The 23,094-nt window shown below is 41.7% G+C and carries 20 protein-coding genes; 13 read left to right on the forward strand and 7 right to left on the reverse strand.

The genetic code is table 11. From position 1 onward, the window contains the following. The first annotated feature begins 116 nt into the window (after window positions 1-116). From rnc to HMPREF2655_RS08025, 5 genes are all read left to right on the forward strand, one after another. Window positions 117-815, forward strand: a complete 699-nt coding sequence (gene rnc, locus HMPREF2655_RS08005) for a ribonuclease III (protein ID WP_070838480.1) — start codon at window positions 117-119, stop codon at window positions 813-815. After that, window positions 806-4,345 (forward strand): chromosome segregation protein SMC, encoded by a 3,540-nt coding sequence (gene smc, locus HMPREF2655_RS08010; protein WP_070838482.1) that lies wholly within the window; start codon window positions 806-808, stop codon window positions 4,343-4,345. Before rnc ends, smc begins: the two co-directional genes overlap by 10 nt. Before the next feature lie 143 nt (window positions 4,346-4,488). Continuing rightward, a complete protein-coding gene (locus tag HMPREF2655_RS08015) occupies window positions 4,489-5,424 on the forward strand; it encodes a bifunctional riboflavin kinase/FAD synthetase (RefSeq protein ID WP_070838484.1) in 936 nt (311 codons plus the stop codon). Between the two features lie 349 nt (window positions 5,425-5,773). Then, window positions 5,774-6,010, forward strand: a complete 237-nt coding sequence (locus HMPREF2655_RS08020) for an AbrB family transcriptional regulator (protein ID WP_070838485.1) — start codon at window positions 5,774-5,776, stop codon at window positions 6,008-6,010. Continuing rightward, window positions 6,007-6,420 (forward strand): type II toxin-antitoxin system death-on-curing family toxin, encoded by a 414-nt coding sequence (locus tag HMPREF2655_RS08025; protein WP_070838487.1) that lies wholly within the window; start codon window positions 6,007-6,009, stop codon window positions 6,418-6,420. Before HMPREF2655_RS08020 ends, HMPREF2655_RS08025 begins: the two co-directional genes overlap by 4 nt. A gap of 91 nt (window positions 6,421-6,511) precedes the next feature. Here the strand turns inward: HMPREF2655_RS08025 and HMPREF2655_RS08030 are convergent, their stop codons facing one another. The 3 genes from HMPREF2655_RS08030 to HMPREF2655_RS10470 are packed head-to-tail and all read right to left on the reverse strand — an operon-like array spanning window position 6,512 to window position 8,361. After that, complete coding sequence (locus HMPREF2655_RS08030; protein ID WP_070838489.1) at window positions 6,512-7,327, reverse strand: TIGR03943 family putative permease subunit; 816 nt, start codon at window positions 7,325-7,327, stop codon at window positions 6,512-6,514. Continuing rightward, the gene (locus tag HMPREF2655_RS08035; protein WP_070838491.1) at window positions 7,324-8,229 is read right to left on the reverse strand and encodes a permease; all 906 of its coding nucleotides are present in this window, start codon (window positions 8,227-8,229) and stop codon (window positions 7,324-7,326) included. Before HMPREF2655_RS08035 ends, HMPREF2655_RS08030 begins: the two co-directional genes overlap by 4 nt. Beyond that, complete coding sequence (locus HMPREF2655_RS10470) at window positions 8,230-8,361, reverse strand: SPJ_0845 family protein (protein WP_070838493.1); 132 nt, start codon at window positions 8,359-8,361, stop codon at window positions 8,230-8,232. It lies immediately after the preceding gene. Window positions 8,362-8,491: 130 nt separating this feature from the next. Here HMPREF2655_RS10470 and HMPREF2655_RS08045 point away from each other — a divergent pair, with 130 nt between their 5' ends. The 5 genes from HMPREF2655_RS08045 to HMPREF2655_RS08065 all read left to right on the forward strand — a co-directional run bounded on the left by HMPREF2655_RS08045 (window position 8,492) and on the right by HMPREF2655_RS08065 (window position 14,513). Beyond that, the gene (locus tag HMPREF2655_RS08045) at window positions 8,492-10,621 is read left to right on the forward strand and encodes a Tex family protein (RefSeq protein ID WP_070838495.1); all 2,130 of its coding nucleotides are present in this window, start codon (window positions 8,492-8,494) and stop codon (window positions 10,619-10,621) included. Then, window positions 10,608-11,051 carry a SprT family protein gene (locus tag HMPREF2655_RS08050; RefSeq protein WP_070838497.1) on the forward strand — a complete coding sequence of 148 codons (444 nt, stop codon included), beginning with the start codon at window positions 10,608-10,610 and terminating at the stop codon, window positions 11,049-11,051. The genes HMPREF2655_RS08045 and HMPREF2655_RS08050 overlap by 14 nt, the downstream gene beginning before the upstream one ends. A 59-nt stretch (window positions 11,052-11,110) precedes the next feature. After that, window positions 11,111-11,383, forward strand: a complete 273-nt coding sequence (locus tag HMPREF2655_RS08055; protein WP_001060204.1) for a PspC domain-containing protein — start codon at window positions 11,111-11,113, stop codon at window positions 11,381-11,383. 381 nt (window positions 11,384-11,764) lie between these two features. Next, the gene (locus HMPREF2655_RS08060; protein ID WP_000173369.1) at window positions 11,765-12,523 is read left to right on the forward strand and encodes an ABC transporter ATP-binding protein; all 759 of its coding nucleotides are present in this window, start codon (window positions 11,765-11,767) and stop codon (window positions 12,521-12,523) included. Window position 12,524: 1 nt separating this feature from the next. After that, entirely contained in the window at window positions 12,525-14,513 is a 1,989-nt protein-coding gene (locus HMPREF2655_RS08065; RefSeq protein ID WP_049550003.1) for an FtsX-like permease family protein, read from the forward strand. A 39-nt stretch (window positions 14,514-14,552) separates the two neighbouring features. Here the strand turns inward: HMPREF2655_RS08065 and HMPREF2655_RS08070 are convergent, their stop codons facing one another. Beyond that, window positions 14,553-15,248, reverse strand: coding sequence for a VIT1/CCC1 transporter family protein (locus HMPREF2655_RS08070; protein ID WP_000136037.1), 696 nt, complete (start codon window positions 15,246-15,248; stop codon window positions 14,553-14,555). Window positions 15,249-15,453: 205 nt separating this feature from the next. Here HMPREF2655_RS08070 and HMPREF2655_RS08075 point away from each other — a divergent pair, with 205 nt between their 5' ends. Genes HMPREF2655_RS08075 through ftsY form a run of 3 tightly spaced genes read left to right on the forward strand, consistent with a single transcriptional unit; the run spans window position 15,454 to window position 18,368 of the window. Next, window positions 15,454-16,245: a Cof-type HAD-IIB family hydrolase gene (locus tag HMPREF2655_RS08075; protein WP_070838732.1), complete on the forward strand. Its 792-nt coding sequence runs from the start codon at window positions 15,454-15,456 to the stop codon at window positions 16,243-16,245. Then, complete coding sequence (locus HMPREF2655_RS08080) at window positions 16,245-17,063, forward strand: Cof-type HAD-IIB family hydrolase (protein WP_070838499.1); 819 nt, start codon at window positions 16,245-16,247, stop codon at window positions 17,061-17,063. The genes HMPREF2655_RS08075 and HMPREF2655_RS08080 overlap by 1 nt, the downstream gene beginning before the upstream one ends. Window positions 17,064-17,066: 3 nt before the next feature. Further along, window positions 17,067-18,368, forward strand: coding sequence for a signal recognition particle-docking protein FtsY (ftsY, locus tag HMPREF2655_RS08085; protein ID WP_070838500.1), 1,302 nt, complete (start codon window positions 17,067-17,069; stop codon window positions 18,366-18,368). A 44-nt stretch (window positions 18,369-18,412) separates the two neighbouring features. Here ftsY and zwf read toward each other — a convergent pair whose 3' ends face one another. From zwf to HMPREF2655_RS08100, 3 genes are all read right to left on the reverse strand, one after another. After that, on the reverse strand, window positions 18,413-19,900 hold the full coding sequence (zwf, locus tag HMPREF2655_RS08090) for a glucose-6-phosphate dehydrogenase (protein WP_070838502.1): 1,488 nt from the start codon (window positions 19,898-19,900) through the stop codon (window positions 18,413-18,415). 149 nt (window positions 19,901-20,049) lie between these two features. Next, window positions 20,050-20,790: an amino acid ABC transporter ATP-binding protein gene (locus HMPREF2655_RS08095; protein WP_001096337.1), complete on the reverse strand. Its 741-nt coding sequence runs from the start codon at window positions 20,788-20,790 to the stop codon at window positions 20,050-20,052. Then, window positions 20,790-22,955, reverse strand: a complete 2,166-nt coding sequence (locus tag HMPREF2655_RS08100; RefSeq protein WP_000726959.1) for an ABC transporter substrate-binding protein/permease — start codon at window positions 22,953-22,955, stop codon at window positions 20,790-20,792. Before HMPREF2655_RS08100 ends, HMPREF2655_RS08095 begins: the two co-directional genes overlap by 1 nt. Window positions 22,956-23,094 lie beyond the last annotated feature (139 nt).

Consider the following 23,094-nt stretch of genomic DNA (forward strand, 5'->3'; position numbering starts at 1 on the left):
ATTGAAAAGTTTGTTCTAAAAAATGCTCAAATCCCCTCTAGTCCCGTTTTAAAGTGACTCAGGGGGCTTTTTTTGATATAATAAAAGAGACTGTTATCAGTTAGAAAGAGGTTGGTATGAAAGAATTACAAACTGTACTTAAGAAGCGTTTTGCAATCGAATTTGCAGACAAGAACTTATTGGAAACGGCCTTTACTCATACGAGTTATGCCAATGAGCACCGCCTCTTAAAAATTTCACACAATGAGCGCTTGGAATTTTTAGGAGACGCTGTTCTGCAATTATTGATTTCAGAATATCTGTATAAAAAATATCCTAAGAAACCAGAGGGAGATTTGTCCAAACTCCGTGCTATGATTGTCCGTGAGGAGAGTTTGGCTGGTTTTGCGCGTGATTGCCAGTTTAATCAGTTTATCAAGCTAGGAAAAGGAGAAGAAAAGTCTGGTGGGCGCAATCGTGACACCATTCTTGGCGATGCCTTTGAAGCCTTTCTGGGAGCGTTGCTTTTGGACAAGGATGTTGCTAGAGTAAAAGAATTTATCTATCAAGTCATGATCCCCAAGGTTGAAGCAGGTGACTTTGAAATGATTAAGGATTACAAGACGCACCTGCAAGAGTTGCTCCAGGTCAATGGAGATGTGGATATTCGCTACCAGGTGACCTCTGAGATGGGGCCTGCCCATGACAAGGTTTTTGATGTAGAAGTTCTGGTTGAGGGCAAAAGTATCGGAAAAGGTCAAGGCCGTTCTAAAAAATTGGCAGAACAAGAGGCCGCCAAAAATGCAGTTGTGAAAGGGCTGGATTCATGTATTTAAAGGAGATTGAGATTCAGGGATTCAAGTCCTTTGCTGACAAGACCAAGGTCGTCTTTGACCAAGGTGTGACAGCTGTCGTTGGGCCCAATGGTTCTGGGAAGTCAAATATCACAGAAAGTCTGCGATGGGCCTTGGGTGAGTCCAGTGTCAAGAGTCTTCGTGGTGGCAAGATGCCCGACGTTATTTTTGCTGGAACTGAAAGTCGCAAACCACTTAATTATGCCTCTGTTATCGTGACCTTGGACAATGAAGATGGTTTTATCAAGGATGCAGGGCAAGTCATTAAGGTAGAACGCCATATCTATCGTAGTGGAGATAGCGAGTATCGAATTGATGGCAAGAAAGTTCGCTTGCGTGATATTCATGACCTCTTCTTGGATACAGGTTTGGGGCGGGATTCCTTTTCCATCATTTCCCAAGGGAAGGTTGAGGAGATTTTTAATTCCAAGCCAGAGGAACGCCGAGCTATTTTTGAAGAAGCTGCGGGTGTTTTGAAATACAAGACTCGTCGAAAAGAAACAGAAAGCAAACTGCAACAAACTCAAGACAATCTCGACCGCTTAGAAGACATTATCTACGAGTTGGACAATCAAATCAAGCCCCTTGCAAAACAAGCCGAGAATGCTCGCAAGTTTCTAGACTTGGATAGTCAACGCAAGGCAATTTACTTGGATGTACTGGTTGCCCAAATCAAGGAAAACAAGACTGAACTAGAGCTAACAGAAGAAGAGCTTACGCAAGTTCAGGAACTTTTGACTAGCTATTACCAAAAGCGTGAAGAGTTAGAAGAGGAAAATCAAACTCTTAAAAAGAAACGCCAAGATCTCCAGGCTCAAATGGCCAAGGATCAAGGGAGCTTGATGGATTTGACTAGTTTGATCAGTGACTTAGAGCGAAAACTAGCCCTATCCAAACTGGAATCTGAGCAAGTGGCCCTTAATCAACAAGAAGCGCAAGCCCGTTTGGCGAGTCTGGAAGATAAGAGAAAGGCTCTAAGTAAGGAAAAGGCTGAAAAAGAAGCGAACTTGGAACAGTTAGAGGAAAGTCTAGCTGAAAATAATAAGGAACTCAATCGCCTAGAAGCAGAGTTGTTGGCATTTTCTGATGATCCTGACCAGATGATCGAGATCTTGCGTGAACGTTTTGTGGCTCTTTTACAAGAAGAAGCGGATGTCTCAAACCAGTTGACTCGCATCGAGAACGAACTGGAGAACAGCCGTCAACTCTCTCAAAAACAAGCAGATCAACTTGAGAAACTGAAAGAACAGCTGACTACAGCTAAAGAGAAGGCCAGTCAACAACAGGCTGAGCTTGAAACTGCCAAGGAGCAGGTTCTGAAATTATTGGCAGACTACCAAGCTAGTGCCAAGGAACAAGAGGAGCAGAAAGTTTCTTACCAAGCCCAGCAGAGCCAACTCTTTGATCGTCTGGATAGTCTCAAAAACAAGCAGGCTCGAGCCCAGAGTTTAGAGAATATCCTTAGAAATCATAGTAATTTTTACGCGGGTGTTAAGAGTGTTCTCCAAGAAAAAGACCGCCTTGGTGGGATCATTGGTGCAGTCAGTGAACACTTGACCTTTGATGTGCATTATCAAACTGCTTTGGAGATTGCGCTTGGAGCTAGCAGTCAGCATATCATCGTAGAAGATGAAAACGCGGCAACCAAGGCGATTGATTTCCTAAAACGTAACAGAGCTGGTCGTGCAACCTTTCTTCCACTGACGACTATCAAGGCTCGTACGATTTCTAGTCAGAATCAGGATGCTATCGCAGCAAGTCCAGGATTTCTGGGAATGGCAGATGAGTTGGTGTCGTTTGATAAGAGACTAGAAGCCATTTTCAAAAACTTGCTTGCTACAACGGCTATCTTTGATACTGTAGAACATGCGCGTGCCGCAGCTCGCCAAGTTCGTTATCAGGTTCGTATGGTGACGCTTGATGGTACCGAGTTGCGCACAGGTGGTTCTTACGCGGGTGGTGCCAATCGTCAAAACAACAGTATTTTCATCAAGCCAGAGCTGGAGCAATTACAAAAAGAAATTGCTGAAGAAGAAGCTGACTTGCGGTTAGAAGAAGCGAGTTTGAAGATCTTGCAAGATGAGATGGCAGTATTAACAGAAAGATTAGAATCCATAAAATCTCAGGGTGAGCAAGCTCGTATTCAGGAGCAAGGCTTGTATCTTGCTTATCAACAAACCAATCAGCAGGTCGAAGAACTGGAAACGCTTTGGAAACTTCAAGAAGAGGAATTAAATCGCCTATCTGAAGGAGATTGGCAAGCGGACAAGGAAAAATGCCAAGAGCGCCTCGCTACTATCGCCAGTGAAAAGCAAAATCTGGAAGCTGAGATTGAAGAGATTAAGTCTAACAAAAACGCTATTCAAGAACGTTATCAAAACTTGCAGGAACAGATTTCTCAAGCGCGCTTGCTTAAGTCAGAACTGCAAGGACAAAAGCGGTATGAAGTGACTGATATTGAACGCTTAGGTAAGGAATTAGATAACCTCAATCTTGAACAAGAAGAAATCCAGCGTCTCCTCCAAGAAAAGGTTGATAATCTTGAGAAGGTTGATACAGATCTGCTAAGTCAGCAGGCGGAAGAGGCCAAAAATCAGAAAACAAACCTCCAACAAGGTCTGATTCGCAAGCAGTTTGAATTGGATGATATCGAGGGTCAACTGGATGATATTGCCAGCCATTTGGATCAGGCTCGCCAGCAGAATGAAGAGTGGATTCGTAAGCAAACACGTGCTGAAGCTAAGAAGGAAAAGGTCAGCGAACGCTTGCGCTATCTACAAGCTCAATTAACAGACCAGTACCAGATCAGTTACACAGAGGCGCTAGAAAAGGCTCATGAACTGGAAAATCTCAATCTGGCGGAGCAAGAGGTTAAGGATTTAGAGAAGGCTATTCGCTCGCTGGGTCCTGTCAACTTAGACGCTATTGACCAGTACGAAGAAGTTCACAACCGTCTAGACTTTCTAAATAGCCAACGAGATGATATTTTGTCTGCTAAAAACCTACTTCTTGAGACCATCACAGAGATGAATGATGAGGTTAAGGAACGCTTCAAATCAACCTTTGAGGCTATTCGTGAATCCTTTAAAGTGACCTTTAGACAGATGTTTGGCGGTGGTCAGGCAGACTTGATATTGACTGAGGGCGATCTTTTAACAGCTGGTGTTGAGATTTCTGTCCAACCACCAGGCAAGAAAATCCAATCACTTAATCTTATGAGTGGTGGTGAAAAAGCCCTATCTGCTCTGGCTCTGCTCTTCTCAATCATCCGAGTTAAGACCATTCCTTTTGTTATCTTGGACGAGGTAGAGGCAGCGCTGGACGAAGCCAATGTCAAACGTTTTGGGGATTACCTCAACCGCTTTGACAAGGATAGTCAGTTTATCGTCGTAACCCACCGTAAGGGGACGATGGCGGCAGCGGACTCTATCTATGGAGTTACCATGCAAGAATCAGGTGTTTCTAAGATTGTTTCGGTTAAGTTAAAAGATTTAGAAGAAACAATAGACTAGTTACCAAATGATAGCATCTCTTAGGAGGTGCTATTTTTTAAAACTAAAGCCCTAAATCTTCTCCTAAGGTCAGTTCAGGCGCAAAAAACGACATTTGGGATTTCCTCTTAGCGAAAAGACTTTCTCTATGATATAATAGTTTCATGATTACAACAGTACCTATTAAGAACGAAAAAGATATTGCAGTACCAGGGAAAACAGTCCTTGTACTAGGTTATTTTGATGGCATCCACAAGGGGCATCAGAAACTCTTTGAAGTGGCCAGCAAGGCTTCGATGAAGGATTATCTGCCGGTTGTCGTAATGACCTTTACAGAGTCACCAAAACTTGCCTTGCAACCTTACCAACCTGAGCTTATGCTCCATATCGTCAATCATGAGGAACGGGAGCACAAGATGAAATGGCATGGGGTAGAGGCTCTTTTCTTACTTGACTTTAGTAGCAAATTTGCTAGTTTAACGGGTCAAGAATTCTTTGATACCTATGTTCGAGCTTTAAAACCAGCGATTATTGTAGCAGGATTTGACTATACCTTTGGCTCTGATAAGAAAACTGCGGATGACCTGAAGGACTATTTTGATGGAGAGATCATCATTGTTCCTCCGGTCGAGGATGAAAAGGGCAAGATTAGTTCTACACGGATTCGTCAGGCTATTCTTGATGGAGATGTCAGGGTAGTCAATCAACTGCTCGGCACACCGCTCCCATCTCGTGGGATGGTCGTTCATGGAAATGCCCGTGGGCGGACTATTGGTTATCCAACAGCCAATCTAGTCCTAAGAGATCGAACCTATATGCCAGCGGACGGTGTTTACGTAGTCGATATCGAGGTGCAACGTCAAAGATATCGTGGCATGGCGAGCGTTGGCAAAAATGTTACCTTTGATGGAGAAGAACCACGTTTTGAAGTCAATATTTTCGACTTTTCAGACGATATTTACGGTGAGACCGTCATGGTCTACTGGCTGGACCGTGTCCGAGATATGGTTAAATTTGACTCTGTAGAGGAACTGGTAGACCAACTCCAGAAAGACGAAGAGATTGCTCGAAACTGGAAGGATGAGGAGCGAAAGAGTTAAAAAAGTGAACCCTATTTTGTGTTTGCTTTTTTATTTTTGAAAGAATTTTTTATGGAAAGAAACTTAATTGAAGCTTGATTGAAAATCTGTTAAAATAGTGAAATTCATAACTTAAAAAAACCAAAGAAAAGAGAATGGAGGAAACGAGAATCCTCTAACAAATATTGAATATATGATAGAAAGAGCAAAATCACAATTGGCAATTCAAAAACCTATGGAAGAATTGGAAACCTTGAAAAAATCACTTATGCTGAGTATTCTGGTTAAGATCTGAGATGAAATAGCACTTTTACACTATCATTGTAATTACCGTAATTATTTGTTATAATACTTCAAAGGAGGAAATCAGATGGTCGTAAAAACAAGAAAACAAGGAAATTCAATCACCATTACGATTCCAAGCGAATTCAATATTCCAAGTGGTGTTAAATATGAAGCAAAATTGTTACCAAGTGGCGAAATTATCTTTACTCCTGAGGAATTGGATCATCAGCTCTCTTATGTATCTGATGATGTCTTTGACTTGAAATTGGATACAATTTTTGATGAATACGACGATGTTTTCAAAGCTTTGGTGGAAAAATGACAGTCTATCTAACAGAAAAGCAAATTGAAAAAATCAATGCTTTAGCAATTCAACGGTATTCTTCAAATGAGCAAATTCAAACAGTTAGTCCTTCAGCGTTAAATATGATTGTGAATTTACCAGAACAATTTGTTTTTGGCAAGCCCCTTTATCCAACAATTTTTGATAAAGCAACAATATTATTTGTCCAATTGATAAAGAAGCATGTCTTTGCAAACGCCAATAAACGGACAGCGTTTTATGTTTTGGTGAAATTTTTACAATTAAATGGTTATCACTTTGCTGTTTCCGTGGAAGAAGCGGTTGATATGTGTGTGACTATAGCGGTAGAAGCTTTAACTGATGAAAAAATGATAAGCTATTCTAAATGGGTTTCTGAGCATTCTATTAGAGAAAAGGCCAAAAAGTAAGCTAGTACGCTGGATTGAAATGAGTATAAGAAAAAATGAAGAGGCAATATTAGAATTCTGTAATGCAGACATTCTGATATTGCCTCTTTTATTAAAACACGCGATAGACGTAAGGATTTTCTGGTTTGTCTACTTTTGTGAAACTCTCAACCTCTAGTGTTGGGAGTTTTTGTTTGAGTTCTTTATGGTAGTGGAGGGTCAGGGTTCCTCTAGCGGTAATCCAGGTATTGTCAGGATACTGGCGTGAGTTTCCCTTGGTCAGGAGTCCATATACACCAGAGTCTGCGATACAGTGGATAATCCCAAAGCGAAAGAGGAATTGGCTATCTGGATGGCTAGGATCGTTATAAACAAAGCCTGTAAACTCGATTTTCTTTCCTTCAAACTCCTGAGGATAGTCATAGAGAACTTCCATGACCTCCATATAGTTTTCGTCTGTAACCTGAATGGTTGGCTGGGCGAGGTATTTATCAGCTGTAGCCCTCATTTCCTTTTCATAAGCAGATTTGGAAAAATAGGTGCTGGTATCGGGTTTGAGGTATTGACTGGATGTGCCTTCGCTTGCCTGAATGGCTGTGTTGATTCCCTCAGCAAGTGGGAAATGATATCCTTTGGCAGATACGGTTCTCGAGTCCAAACTTACTGTAGGAAAGGCAACCCCAATCAACAAAGGTAGTGACAGTAAAAGGATGCTGATTCGTCTAGATCGACGACTTTCCAAATGGCTGTGAGAGTTGATTTTCTTGATCCAGATATAGAATTGGACCAGAGCCAACAGAAGAGAAAGGACCATAGAGATATAGACTAGATAGGAATAGTGGAGGTTGATGTAGTGACTGAGCTTGCCAGAAAGCTGCAGATACAGAGTTAGGGCAAAATAACCTAGTAGAATGATAAATCGGATCATAGCATCACCCCCAACATGTAAGAATAAAGCAAGACAAGCACTGTCACGATGCCCATGAATTGCCAGATGAAGCGTGCTTTTAGATAGTGTTTCATCATGAGGAGATTTTTGATATCAAGCATGGGGCCAATGACCAGAAAGGCAAGGACTGGCGCTAGGCCGAAGCTCGAGAGGAGAGAAGCACCGATAAAGGCGTCCGCCTCGCTACAAAGAGAGAGGAGAAAGGCTAGAAACATGAGCAAGAGAATCGCAAGGACTGGACTAGCACTGATAGAGGTCAGGATCCGAGTCGGGACATAGACCTGTACGATGGCCGCAAAGAGACAGCCAAAGACCAAGTAACGCCCCATATCGAAAAACTCATCAATAGCCTGTATAAAGACCTGAAAGACCTTTCTAGCAGGGGTCAGGTGTGAAAAGTCATGTTCATGACAAGCAATAGGATTCTCTTTTTGAATGGGTTTCTTCCAGAAAAATCCTAGAAAAATACCCAGAACCAAAGCAACTACAATGGCTCCCAGAGCTCGCAAGAAGGTAATTTTTAAGGAATTACCAAAGGCAGAATAAGTGGCGAAAAGAACGATGGGATTGATGATAGGAGCAGTCACCAGAAAGGGAACGGCCGTGTAGCTGGGGACTTTCTTTTCCAAAAAACGATTGATAATCGGGACAATTCCACACTCACAAGAGGGAAAGAGAAAGCCAATGAAGGTACCAAAAAAGATCCTCCCCCAACGATTGCGAGGGAGAAACTCAGTGACTTTATCTGGTGTGATATAGACTTCAATCCAGCCGGAAATGAGACTCCCAATCAGAACAAAAGGAAGGGCTTCAATCATGATGGAAAGAAAGATAGCACCTGCTTGTAAGATGCTAGGAGGAAGAGATTGGAAAACAGTCATCTATTTTTTCTTCTCAACTTTTTCTTTTTTGTTTTTGTTATCTGGGAAAGTGACTTGTGTTAAGTCAGGAAGTTTGGCAAATTCTTCAAACATCTTGTCCAAATCATCCGTTTTTGTAAATTTAACAGCCATGGGCCTACCTCTTTTCTAAATGTTACCTCTATTATACTATTATTTTGCGGAAATGGGATTATTTTGATAATCAAAGATGCAAAAACAGGTAAGGCAAAACAAGAGCTGTTCCTTATGGTATAATAGGTTCATGGATAAAAAATACGAAAAAATCTCCCAAGATTTGGGAGTAACCTTAAAGCAAATCGATACCGTTCTAAGTTTGACGGCTGAGGGGGCGACAATTCCCTTCATCGCGCGTTACCGTAAGGACATGACTGGTAGTCTGGATGAGGTGGCGATTAAGGCCATTATCGACTTGGATAAAAGTCTGACAAATCTCAACGACCGTAAAGAAGCTGTCTTGGCTAAGATTCAAGAACAAGGCAAACTAACCAAGGAATTGGAAGAAGCTATTTTGGCAGCTGAGAAATTAGCAGACGTAGAAGAACTCTACCTTCCTTATAAGGAAAAGCGTCGGACCAAGGCAACTGTTGCCCGAGAAGCTGGACTCTTTCCTCTCGCCCGCTTGATCTTGCAGAATGTAGCTGACTTAGAGAAAGAGGCTGAGAAGTTTGTCTGTGAAGGATTTGCGACTGGTCAAGAAGCCTTGGCTGGTGCGGTTGATATCTTGGTCGAAGCCTTATCGGAAGATGTGACTTTGCGTTCACTGACCTATCAAGAAGTGTTGAGACACTCTAAAATCACTTCGCAAGTCAAAGATGAAAGTCTCGATGAAAAACAAGTATTTCAGATTTATTATGATTTTTCAGAGACAGTTGGTAACATGCAGGGCTATCGAACCTTAGCCCTCAATCGTGGGGAAAAATTAGGCATCTTGAAGGTTGGTTTTGAACATGCGACAGACCGTATCCTAGCTTTCTTTGCTGCCCGTTTCAAGGTGAAAAATGCCTATATAGATGAAGTTGTTCAACAGTCAGTTAAGAAGAAGGTCTTGCCTGCTATCGAACGACGCATTCGGACAGAATTGACTGAGAAGGCAGAAGAAGGGGCTATCCAACTCTTTTCTGACAACCTGCGCAATCTCCTCTTGGTTGCTCCACTGAAAGGGCGCGTGGTTTTAGGATTTGACCCTGCCTTTCGTACAGGTGCCAAGCTGGCTGTTGTTGATGCAACAGGAAAAATGCTGACGACTCAAGTCATTTATCCAGTAAAACCAGCATCAGCTCGTCAGATTGAAGAAGCCAAGAAAGATTTGTCGGACTTGATTGGTCAATACGGTGTGGAAATTATTGCTATCGGAAATGGGACGGCCAGTCGGGAAAGTGAAGCCTTTGTGGCGGAAGTTCTGAAAGGTTTTCCTGAAGTCAGCTATGTTATCGTCAATGAAAGTGGCGCTTCCGTTTACTCTGCCAGTGAACTTGCTCGTCAGGAGTTTCCGGAATTAACCGTTGAAAAACGTTCTGCTATTTCTATCGCTCGACGTCTGCAAGATCCCCTCGCTGAATTGGTTAAAATTGATCCTAAGTCAATCGGTGTCGGGCAATACCAACACGATGTCAGTCAGAAGAAACTGTCTGAAAGTCTGGACTTTGTCGTCGATACTGTAGTTAACCAAGTCGGTGTCAATGTCAATACAGCCAGCCCAGCACTTCTTTCCCACGTAGCTGGACTCAATAAAACCATTTCTGAAAATATCGTCAAATACCGTGAGGAAGAAGGAAAAATCACTTCACGCGCTCAAATCAAGAAGGTTCCTCGCCTCGGTGCCAAAGCCTTTGAGCAAGCTGCAGGTTTCCTCCGTATTCCGGAAAGTAGCAATATCCTTGATAATACAGGAGTTCACCCAGAAAACTATGCTGCGGTTAAGGAGCTCTTCAAACTCTTGGATATCAAGGACTTGAATGAAGAAGCACAAAACAAGCTTAAGTCCCTATCAGTCAAGGAGATGGCGCAAGAACTGGATCTTGGACCAGAAACGCTTAAAGATATCATTTCCGACCTTCTCAAACCAGGTCGAGATTTCCGTGATTCTTTTGACGCACCTCTACTCCGCCAAGATGTCTTGGATATCAAAGACTTAAAAGTCGGCCAGAAGCTGGAAGGTGTGGTGCGTAATGTCGTTGACTTCGGTGCATTTGTTGATATCGGGATTCACGAAGACGGCCTCATTCATATTTCTCATATGAGTCGCAAATTTATCAAACATCCCAGCCAAGTGGTGTCTGTTGGAGATTTGGTAACGGTTTGGGTTAAGAAAATCGATACCGAGCGTGAAAAAGTTAATCTGTCGCTCTTAGCTCCAGATGAAACTAACTGAGTACGTTCAGTCTGTTTCCCTCGAAGACTTTGGTAGACCTTTTACCCACCAAGCCGAGTGGAATTCTCGTCTGCGAACGACAGGTGGGCGATTTTTCCCCAAGGATGGGCATTTGGATTTTAATCCCAAGGTCTATAATGAACTTGGTTTGGAGGTTTTTCGCAAAATCGTGCGCCATGAGCTTTGTCACTATCACCTTTATTTTCAGAAAAAGGGTTATCGCCATAAGGACCGAGATTTTAAGAAACTTTTGAAAGAAGTGGATGGACTGCGCTTTGTTCCCCCTCTGAAAGGCCAAAACACCTACCTAGTTTATCAGTGTCAATCTTGCCAGCAAACTTATCAGCGCAAGCGTAGGATTGATACCAAACGCTACCGATGTGGCGTCTGCCGTGGCAAACTCGTCATCTTAAATCGGCCTAAGGACTGATGTTTTTGCCCCCGTTTCATGCTATACTACTTGTAAGAATACCGAAAGAGGAACATATCATGAATAACAAATTTTATAAAATGAAACGAAATAGTATGGTATCGGGAGTTTTAGCTGGGCTATCAGACAAGTGGAATTTTGATGTAACTCTAGTCCGCTTTCTCTTTGCTATTTTTACCATATCAAATTTTGGGATTGGTGTGATTATTTACATCATTCTTGCGTCTATCCTGCCAACTAAGGAAGAAATCGAAGCAGAAATGTACGGAACAGGACCACGCAAACGCAAGGAAGCCGAAGCCATTGATGACAATGATGGACGGTTTTGGTGAGTTGGATTTTGAAATAGTTTACAGACACTTTCCTTATTTCTCAAAGAAGTCAGAAAAAGAAGTGAACCCTTAACCCTTGCATCCGCAAGGGTTTTCTTCTTACCTTTCTTTTATGGTAAAATATTGATAGCGAAATTGCTTGATATTCTTCAATCTTACAAAAATGTAAGATTAAAGTCTCTTTTGTAAGGTTAGGTTATGGCAAGACCTCTTTTTTTGCGATAAACTAGACTCATAAAGAACAAAGGAGCAAAACCATGAAAAGAATCTTACAAAAGAAAACAAGAAAACCAAGTCAAAAAGATATCGAGCGTGTTCAACTGGGATGCGCTATGATGCAAGCACAGTTTCAATTGATGGGATATTAAGAAGGAGAAAATCATGACACTTTTAGATGTAAAACACGTTCAAAAAATCTATAAAACACGTTTCCAAGGCAACCAAGTAGAAGCCCTTAAGGATATTCACTTTACCGTAGAGAAGGGTGACTACGTTGCCATCATGGGTGAGTCTGGTTCTGGAAAATCAACCCTGCTCAACATCCTAGCTATGCTGGATAAACCAACTCGCGGGCAGGTTTACCTCAACGGAACCGACACAGCCACTATTAAAAATTCACAAGCTTCGAGTTTCCGTCGTGAGAAGTTGGGATTTGTCTTCCAAGATTTTAACTTGCTAGATACCTTGTCTGTTAAGGACAATATATTGCTTCCGTTAGTGTTATCACGAAAACCTATCACAGAGATGATGAAGAAATTGGTAGTGACTGCTGAAAATTTGGGCATCAACCAATTGCAAGAGAAGTACCCTTACGAGATCTCTGGTGGTCAAAAACAGCGGGTAGCAGTAGCACGCGCCATCATCACTGAACCTGAAATTCTTCTTGCGGATGAGCCAACAGGAGCTCTTGACTCCAAGTCATCTGCAGCTCTTCTGGATGTTTTTGATGAAATCAATGAACGTGGCCAAACCATTCTCATGGTAACTCACTCAACGGCAGCAGCCAGCAGGGCCAAGCGCGTTCTCTTTATCAAGGACGGAATTCTTTACAATCAAATCTACCGTGGAGACAAGACAGAACGTCAGATGTTCCAGGAAATCTCTGATACCTTGACTGTCATGGCAAGTGAGGTGAATTAGTATGTTTCGATTGACCAATAAGTTAGCGGTTTCGAACTTAATCAAAAACCGCAAACTCTACTATCCCTTTGCTTTAGCAGTTCTCTTAGCTGTGACCATCACCTATCTCTTTTACTCACTGTCACTTAATCCTAACATTGGTAAGATTCGAGGGGGAGAAACTATCTCTATGACCCTTGCTCTCGGTATGGTAGTTGTTACCATCGCTTCTGGAATTATTGTACTTTATGCCAATAGTTTTGTCATGAAGAACCGCTCCAAGGAGCTGGGTGTATATGGTATGCTGGGGCTTGAAAAGCGCCATTTGATCAGTATGGTTTTTAAGGAGCTTCTTATTTTTGGTTCCTTAACCTTGACAGCTGGTCTCGGTCTAGGAGCTCTCTTTGATAAGCTAATCTTTGCCCTTCTTCTGAAGCTGATGAAAATGAAAGTGGAGCTCGTTTCGACTTTCCAACCAATTGTCTTCATCCTAGTTCTCATCGTCTTTGGAGCTATCTTCCTAGGTCTAATTTTTATCAATGCCTTTCGCATCGCACGCATGAATGCCCTTCAACTCTCTCGTGAAAAAGCCAGTGGTGAGAAAAAAGGACGTTTCTTAGGTCTTCAAACTATACTAGGTTTGATTAGTATGGGAGCTGGCTACTACCTAGCAGTAACAGTTGAAAATCCACTTTCTGCTGTTCTGATTTTCTTTGTAGCAGTCTTGTTGGTAATTTTGGGAACTTATCTTCTCTTCAATGCAGGAATCACAGTTTTCCTACAAATCTTGAAGAAAAACAAGCGTTACTATTACCAACCTAACAACATGATTTCCGTATCCAATCTCATTTTTCGTATGAAGAAAAATGCTGTTGGTCTAGCGACGATTGCTATTCTCTCAACCATGGTCTTGGTGACTATGTCTGCTGCAACGAGTATCTTTAAAGGCTCTGAAACTTTCAAGAAAGTCATGAATCCACATGATTTTGGAATTACAGGGCAGAATGTTGAAAAAGAAGACATAAATAAACTCCTAGACCAGTATGCTAGCGATAAAGGATTGACTGTCACAAAGAAAGAAGTCCTTACATACAGTAGCTTTGGTGTAGCAAACCAAGAAGGTACGAAATTGACAATCTTTGAGAAAGGTCAAAATCGTGTTCAACCGAAAACTATTTTTATGGTCTTTGACCAAAAAGACTATGAGAATATGACGGGCCAAAAACTTGCACTTTCAGGAAAGGAAGTTGGATTGTTTACTAAGAACAAAGAACTTCAAGGACAGAAAGAACTGACTCTAAATGACCAGACCTATACAATAAAGGAAGAAATCAAAAAAGATTTTATTCTTGAACATGTCCCAAATCAGTACAATATTCTAACTTCGGACTATAACTATCTGGTTGTTCCTGACTTGAAAGCCTTTCTTGACCAGCATCCTAATTCTTCCATTTTTAATCAATACTATGGTGGTATGAATGTAACAGCTAGTGAGGAAGAGCAACTCAAACTTGCAGATGACTATTCAAAATTCCTTGATGATTTTAATAGAGAATCAAGCAAAGAAGGAAGCTTTATTTACGGAAGCAATCTGGCTGATAGTAGTGCGCAGATGAGTGCTTTCTTTGGTGGGACCTTCTTTATCGGTATCTTCCTCTCCATCATCTTTATGGTGGGAACAGTTCTCGTCATCTACTACAAACAAATCTCTGAAGGCTATGAAGACCGTGAACGCTTTATCATTTTGCAAAAGGTCGGTCTCGATCAAAAGCAAATCAAGCAAACCATTAATAAACAGGTCCTAACTGTTTTCTTCCTCCCATTGCTCTTTGCCTTCCTACACCTTGCCTTTGCCTATCATATGCTTAGTCTCATCCTAAAAGTCATTGGGGTCCTAGATGCGACCATGATGTTGACAGTCACTCTGTCCATCTGTGCTATCTTCCTCATCGTCTATGTCTTAATCTTTATGATTACCTCAAGAAGCTATCGCAAGATTGTGCAAATGTAAAAAAGATACCTCGATGCTTGTCGAGGTATTTCTTTTATCTTAAATGCTAAAGAGTTGTCCCAAGAGGAAGGTTACACCCATGGTGAGAAGTCCGATACAGAGGTTGCGGATCATGGCAGTTTTCGTAGGTGCCTTGCCTAGTTTAGCACTGGTATAGCCGGTGACGAGAAGGGAAAGGGCCACAATAAAAACAGTAGCAGGAATACGATAGTCACTTGGAAAGACGGTGATTGAAAGCATAGGAGGAAGGCTTCCCAGTACAAAGGCAATAAAGCTAGAGATAGCAGCATGCCAAGGGTTGGTAAACTCTTCATACTCGATTCCATACTTTTCTTCGACCAAGGCTTTGAGTGGATTTTTTAAAAAGGCCTTGTTGGTCAAGAGTTGGGCTGACGTTTCACACTCACCGTTTTGAAGGTAGGCAGCATAGAGGGATTGTTTTGCAGATTCGATATCCTTATCCAAGAGCAACTGTTCTCTAGCAACAGCGGCTTCTTCCGTGTCTTTCTGAGTGGATACAGAGACATATTCGCCACCGGCCATAGAGAAAGCACCAGCGAGGATAGCCGCTAAACCTGATAAAAAGATAATCCAGATATTGCTTGTCGCACTGGCAACGCCGATAACGACTCCAGCGATGGAAATAATTCCATCATTGGCGCCCAGAACACCTGCGCGTAGGATATTGAGTCGTCCTGCAAAGTTAGCATCAATTTCATGTTTTATTTCTGTCATAGTCATCTCCTTTCTCTCCATTATAGAGAAAAGGGTAGGGGAATACAAACTTTTTAAACTATCTGAAAAAAGTTTTACAATTCTAATTTTTAGGCCCTTTGAAGTTTCTCCGAAAAAGTAGTGCTTTCCTGCTGTACTGGAACTTTTTAAACTTATCTATGGTATAATAGAAGATAGATTTATCAATTGGAGTATGAAGGATTTTATGATTAAACTTGTAGCAACCGATATGGATGGAACCTTTCTAGATGGAGAGGGTCGGTTTGATATGGAACGCCTTAAAAACGTACTTGTTTCCTACAAGGAAAAGGGGATTTATTTTGCAGTGGCTTCAGGTCGCGGTATCTTGTCCCTGAAAAAGTTGTTTGCGGATGTGTGTGATGAAGTGATTTTTATAGCTGAAAATGGGAGCTATGTTGAGTTTCATGGTGAGGATATGTATGAGGCTACTATGTCTCGGGATTTTTACTTGAGCACTTTTGAAGCTTTAAAGAAATCACCCTATTTTGATGAAAGAAAAATGTTGCTGACGGGGAAAAAAGCTTGTTATGTATTGGATACAGTCGATGAGACCTATCTAAAGTTAAGTAGTCACTACAATGAAAACATTCAAAAAGTAGCGAGTTTGGAAGATATCACAGATGAGATTTTTAAATTCACTACTAACTTCACAGAAGAAACGATAGAAGCTGGTGAGGCCTGGGTCAACGAAAATGTTCCTGGTGTGAAAGCCATGACCACAGGTTTTGAATCCATCGATATTGTCTTGGACTATGTTGATAAGGGTGTGGCTATTGTTGAGCTGGCAAAAAAACTTGGTCTAACAATGGATCAGGTTATGGCGTTTGGAGATAATCTCAATGACCTTCATATGATGCAGGTTGTTGGACACCCAATCGCTCCTGAAAATGCGCGACCAGAGATTTTAGAATTAGCAGAAGCAGTGATTGGCCACCATAAGGACCAATCAGTGATAGCTTATATGGAGGGCTTATAATGGCAGATATTAAATTGATTGCATTGGACTTGGATGGCACCTTGCTGACAACAGATAAAAAGCTAACAGATCGTACCAAGGAGGTTCTCAAAGCTGCGCGTGATCGTGGCATCAAGGTCGTTCTGACAACAGGTCGTCCTTTGAAGGCTATGGATTTCTTTCTCCATGAGCTAGGGACTGATGGTCAGGAGGACGAGTACACCATCACCTTTAATGGTGGTCTGGTACAGAAAAATACTGGAGAGATTCTCGATAAAACCGTCTTTTCAATCGACGATGTGGCACGTTTGTACGAGGAAACTGAAAAACTCGGACTTCCGTTAGATGCTATTTCAGAAGGAACAGTCTATCAAATCCAGTCGGACCAAGAAAGTCTCTATGCGAAGTTCAACCCAGCCTTGACTTTCGTACCTGTCGCTTTTGAGGATCTATCTAGTCAGATGACGTATAATAAATGTGTGACTGCCTTTGCCCAAGAACCTTTGGATGCAGCGATTCAACAGATTTCTCCAGAATTGTTTGACCAATACGAAATCTTCAAATCGCGTGAACTCTTATTGGAATGGTCGCCGAAAAATGTCCACAAGGCAACAGGTTTAGCGAAATTAATTAAACACTTGGGAATCGACCAAAGTCAAGTCATGGCTTGTGGTGACGAGGCCAATGACCTTTCCATGATTGAGTGGGCAGGTCTGGGAGTTGCCATGCAAAATGCAGTTCCAGCAGTTAAGGCAGTTGCCAATGTGATTACCCCAATGACCAACGACGAGGAAGCCGTTGCCTGGGCTATCGAAGAATACGTGCTAAAGGAGAACTAAAATATGGGATTATTTGACCGTCTATTCGGAAAAAAAGAAGAGCCGAAAATCGAAGATATTGTAAAAGAAGCTCTGGAAAATCTTGATTTGTCAGAAGAGGTTGAAGAAAACCAAACGGCAGTCGAAGAAACTGCTCAGGAAGAGAAAGCAAGAGACAAAGTGGAAGAAACACCTGCTCAAGAAGAAACCCCTCAGATCTTGACAGAAGAAGTTATTGAACCAGAAGCAGTCGAAGAAACTGCTCAGGAAGATCTTGAGCTAGAAGCTGATGAATTGGAACAATTCCAAGAGCCGGAAGAAGTTTTAGAAGAAGAGAGCCAAGAAACTGAAGAAGAACTAGCGTCAGAAGTAGTAGAAGATGAACTTCCTCAGGTTGAAGAAACCGTGCAGGAAAAATATGACCGCAGTCTCAAGAAAACCCGTACAGGATTCGGTGCTCGTTTGAATGCCTTCTTTGCCAACTTCCGTTCTGTCGATGAAGAATTCTTCGAAGAATTGGAAGAACTGCTCATCATGAGTGACGTCGGTGTGCAAGTCGCTTCAAATTTAACAGAAGAACTACGTTATGAAGCCAAACTCGAAAATGCTAAGAAACCTGACGCACTTCGTCGTGTCATTATCGAGAAATTGGTCGAGCTCTACGAAAAGGATGGCAACTACGATGAACAAATCCATTTCCAAGATGGTTTGACCGTCATGCTCTTTGTCGGAGTCAACGGTGTTGGGAAGACAACTTCTATCGGGAAATTAGCTCATCGCTACAAACAAGCTGGCAAGAAAGTCATGTTAGTTGCGGCAGATACCTTCCGTGCGGGTGCAGTGGCCCAGCTAGCTGAATGGGGTCGACGTGTGGATGTTCCGGTTGTGACGGGAGCTGAAAAGGCTGATCCAGCAAGCGTGGTCTTTGATGGGATGGAACGTGCCGTAGCAGAAGGGATTGATATCCTTATGATTGATACAGCAGGTCGTCTGCAAAACAAGGACAACCTTATGGCTGAGTTGGAAAAGATTGGCCGTATTATCAAGCGTGTCGTTCCAGAGGCGCCACATGAGACCTTCTTAGCACTTGATGCTTCAACTGGACAGAACGCTCTGGTACAAGCTAAGGAATTTTCTAAGATAACACCATTGACTGGAATTGTTTTGACAAAAATTGACGGAACTGCCCGAGGTGGCGTTGTTCTGGCTATCCGCGAAGAACTCAATATCCCTGTAAAATTGATTGGTTTCGGTGAAAAAATCGATGATATCGGTGAGTTTAACTCAGAAAACTTTATGAAAGGTCTCTTAGAAGGCTTGATTTAATACAAAATAAATATCCTGCAAGTCAATCTTGCAGGATATTTTTGCTATTCTAAACGGCCATCTTCACGATAGGCGATATCTGGTTGCCAGGTCCATTTAGCTCCATACTTCTCAAGTAATTCAAAGCTAGCTTGTGGCCCCATGCTTCCAGCTTTATAATCGTAGAGTGGAGCTCCGTTTTCTGCCCAGAGCTCTTCGATACGGTCAATCAATTTCCAAGAAGCACTTACCTCATCCCAGTGGCTAAAATTGGTTGAGTTGTTGTTCAAAACATCGTAGATTAATTTCTCGTATGGGTCTGGTGAGGCTCCAGTAGCAGTAGCATCTGTACGGTAATCCAGAGAGCTTGGTGCTAGGTTAAATTCTTCACCGACTTGCTTCCCATTTAGGCTGAGAGAGAAGCCTTCAGTTGGTTGAATATAGATGGTCAAGATATTTGGCGCTAATGGTTCTCCAAAGATAGAGTCCATTTGCTTAAAGACGATATTGACATGAGTCCCTTTTTCAGTCAGACGTTTCCCTGTACGGAAGAAGAAAGGAACACCACGGAAGCGATCGCTGTCTACAAAGAAGGCACCAGATGCGAAAGTTTCTGTTGTGGATTCAGGATTGACGTTTGGCTCGCTACGATAGGAAATGTATTTCATGCCATCGATTTTACCAGAGCGATATTGACCACGGATAAACTGTTCTTTCAGTTCTTCCTCAGTTGGATGATAGAGGTTTTTAAAGACCTTTATCTTTTCAGCACGAATCTCATCCTTTGTAAAGCTAGCTGGTTTGTCCATGGCTAGAAGAGAGAGAAGTTGGAGAGTATGGTTTTGCACCATATCACGAAGGGCACCAGATTGATCATAGTAGCCACCGCGTTCTTCTACACCCAAGCGCTCTGCAAAGGTAATCTGAACATTATCGATGTGTTTGCGATTCCAAACATTCTCAAAGATCATATTGGCAAAACGAACAGCAAAGATACTCTGAATCATCTCTTTACCTAGGTAATGGTCGATACGGTAGATTTGCTCCTCATCAAAGGCCGCAAGGAGATCTTCATTGAGTTTGCTAGCTGTTTCGTAGTCTGTACCAAATGGTTTCTCAACGATCAAGCGCTCAAAACCTTTGCCATCAACAATGTTTTCAGATTTGAGATGCTTGGCAATAGTTCCAAAGAACTGAGGTGCCATAGACAAGAAGAAGAGCTTATTGTGTTCAGCTTGGTATTTTTCATTCAGCTCAGTTTGTAATTGACGCAAAGCAATGTAATGTTCCGTATCATTCACATCATGGCTTTGATAGTAGAAGTGGCTGGCAAATTCTTGGGCTTGCTCGGTACTATCTGCCAAATCAAGGATGGACTCGACAACTACAGATTCAAAATATTCCTTACTCCAAGGTCTACGAGCTGTTCCGATAACAGCAAAATGCTCAGAGAGATTGCCTGATTTATAGAGTCTGAAAAGGGAAGGGTAGAGTTTGCGTTTAGCTAAATCTCCACTCGCACCGAAAATTGTAACAATAACCTTTGATGACATCTAGCTACCTAATTTCTATATTTTTTCCTAGTTGGACTAGGGATGAGATTTCCTCATTATCATAGTTTTTATTTTATCATAATTTTCAAAAAAAACAAAAAATCCAATACGCAATTAAAAAACTGTAAGGAGAACCTTACAGTTTTGTTTTATACATTTAAGACCTTATCCAAGAACTCTTTTAGACGAGGGTGTTGAGGGTTGTCAAAGATTTGATCTGGAGTTCCATCTTCCAGGAATTCACCATCAGCCGTAAAGATAACACGGTTGGCTACCTGGCGAGCAAATCCCATCTCATGGGTTACGATAATCATGGTCATCCCTTGTTCTGCCAATTCCTTCATAACATTCAGTACATCTCCAACCATTTCAGGGTCCAGAGCTGAAGTTGGCTCATCAAAGAGCATGATATCAGGATTCATGGCAAGTCCACGAGCGATAGCTACACGCTGTTTCTGACCACCTGAAAGACTATCTGGGTTGGCATTAGCTTTATCTGCTAGTCCTACCTTTTCAAGCAACTCCATCCCCAATTTTTCAGCTTCTTCTTTGGTCATCCGTTTGTGTTCAATAGGTGCAAAAGTGATATTTTCTAGGACGGACATGTGAGGGAAGAGGTTGAAATGTTGGAAGACCATTCCCACGTTTTCACGAACATGGTCGACATTGGTTGATTTTTCAGTCAGATCATAACCATTTACTGTGATGTGGCCACTCGTTACCTCCTCAAGAAGGTTAAGGCTACGGAGGAATGTGGATTTACCAGAACCGGAAGGACCGATGATACAGACAACATCTCCTTCATAGAATTTAGTTGTAATTCCTTTTAAAACTTCGTTTTTTCCATAATACTTATGCAAATCATTTACATCAATTTTTAGTTTTGCCATTAACGAATCCTCTTTTCTAAGCGTTTCGCTAGTCTAGTCAAAAGCGTGATAATTACAAGATAGAAGATAGCAAGGATTGCATACATCTTGAAACTTTGGTAGTTACGGGCGATGATGATCTTACCAGTTTGGAAGAGTTCAACCAAACCGATAGCAGAGACGATGGTTGTATCTTTAAGAGCGATAACGAATTGGTTGACAAAGTTTGGCAACATCAATTTAGTCGCTTGTGGCAAGATTATCTTACGCATGGTTTTTCCATAAGAGATACCAAGACTGCGGCTGGCCTCCATTTGACCGACTGGAACAGCTTGAATCCCACCACGAACAATTTCAGCGATATAAGCAGCTGCATTGAGTGAGAGGGCGATAGTACCAGCTACAAAGTCATTGATTGGACTTTGTTGGCCTGTAATGGACTCGATGAAGTTTGGAATACCCCAGAAGATGAAGGCTGCAAGAATCATCAATGGGATACCACGGATAACGTCAACGAAAATCTCAGAGATCAGACGAAGTGATTTGTATGGGCTAACGCTAAACATACCAAAGATAATCCCGATGACAATGGCAATTGCAAATGAGATAAGAGCTAGAGCAAGAGTGATTCCAAGTCCACTAAGGAGTTGTTTGTAGTTGTTTTGAAGCAAGCCCCAGATAGTAGTTTCGTCAACTGTACTTGTAGAGTCAGTTGAAGTTTCGCTAGCTAGATACTTGTCAAGAATCTTTTGGAATTCACCGTTAGCTTTGAGGTTCGCAAGTCCATTATTGAACATCTGGATCAATTCTGGATTTGTTCCTTTTTTAACCGCAAAGGCTGTTTCACCGATTGGAGTTCCAGCGATTGGCGTTTTCAATTTTTGCCCTTGGCTGATAGAATATTTGAGAACTGGCTCATCATCCATCACGGCATCAATAGATCCAGTATTCAGACTGTCATACATAGAAGCGCCATCTGCGAAAGTTTTAATCTTATAGCCGTATTTGCTTTGATTTTCAGTAAGGAACGTTTGAGAAGCAGTTCCGTTTTTAACACCGACAGTTTTATCCTTGAGGTCTTCATAAGAAGCAATTGTGCTTGATTCTTTCACACCGAGAATCGTATTTGCTGTGTAGTATGATTCTGAGAAGTCGAAGGTTTCCTTACGAGCATCTGTTACAGACATACCAGCAATGATACCATCTGCTTGTCCAGCTTGAACAGCACTAATGGCTGCATCAAATCCTGGATTGGTAATCTCAATTTCAAAACCTTGATCTTTGGCAATGGCCTTGATAAGATCCATATCAATACCGGTGTATTGATTGCTTGAATTTTGAAAGACGAATGGGGCGAAAGATGAGTCGCTGGCAATAATATACTTGCTTTTCACAGGAGTAGCTTTTTGTCCAGCAGCAGTAGTTATTGTTGGGCTTGCCGTAGTTTTAGAAGCCGTCCACTTTTGGATGATTTGCTCCAAGCTACCATCCTTCTTCATTTGTGCTAGGGCTTCGTTAAACTCGGTAACCAAGTGTTCATACTTGCTCCCTTTCTTGACACCAAAGGCAAAGCTTCCAACAGCCTCACCATCCATATTGATGCTGAGATCTTGTCCTTGGTTAATCGCATACTCGATAACAGGTTTATCATCCATGATGGCATTTACAGCACCAGCACTTAGACTGTTATTCATCAAATCACCAGTATCAAAGGTTTTAATAGAGAAACCGTATTTATCTTTGATACTTTCGAGGAAACGTTGAGCGGCAGTTCCGTTCTTAACACCAACTGTTTTGCCGCTAAGTTCCTCATATTTGGTGATTTTATTTGCCTTTGTGGTAGCAATGACAACTTTTGTATCATAATAAGTATCAGACATGGTAAAGACATTTTCACGTTCTTTTGTTTTTGTCATACCTGCCATAATAGCATCTGCTTGACCTGACTGCACCGCATTTACAGCTGCATCAAAGCCAGGATAAGACATTTGGATGTTCCATCCTTTGATTTCTGCGACTTTATTGATAATATCAACATCAATCCCTTTATAGGTTTGATCTGAATCTTTAAACTCAAAAGGTGCGTAAGCTGTATCAGACACAATCTTAACAGTATCAGCTTTTGCCATACCTAGTGAGAAAATGGGAAATAAAATGAGCAAACATGCTAGTATTTTTTTCTTCATTTTTAGTCTCCTTTTCCGAATATTTTCCCATTATATCAGAAAATGAATGAAAAGGCAAATTTTATGGATTTTATGTAAGGAAATGTAACATGAAATACTCACTCTTATCAACCTAGAGTAGAGTCTGAAAAGTAAATTT

The organism is Streptococcus sp. HMSC066F01 (genome assembly GCF_001837335.1).
GTDB lineage: Bacteria > Bacillota > Bacilli > Lactobacillales > Streptococcaceae > Streptococcus > Streptococcus oralis_S.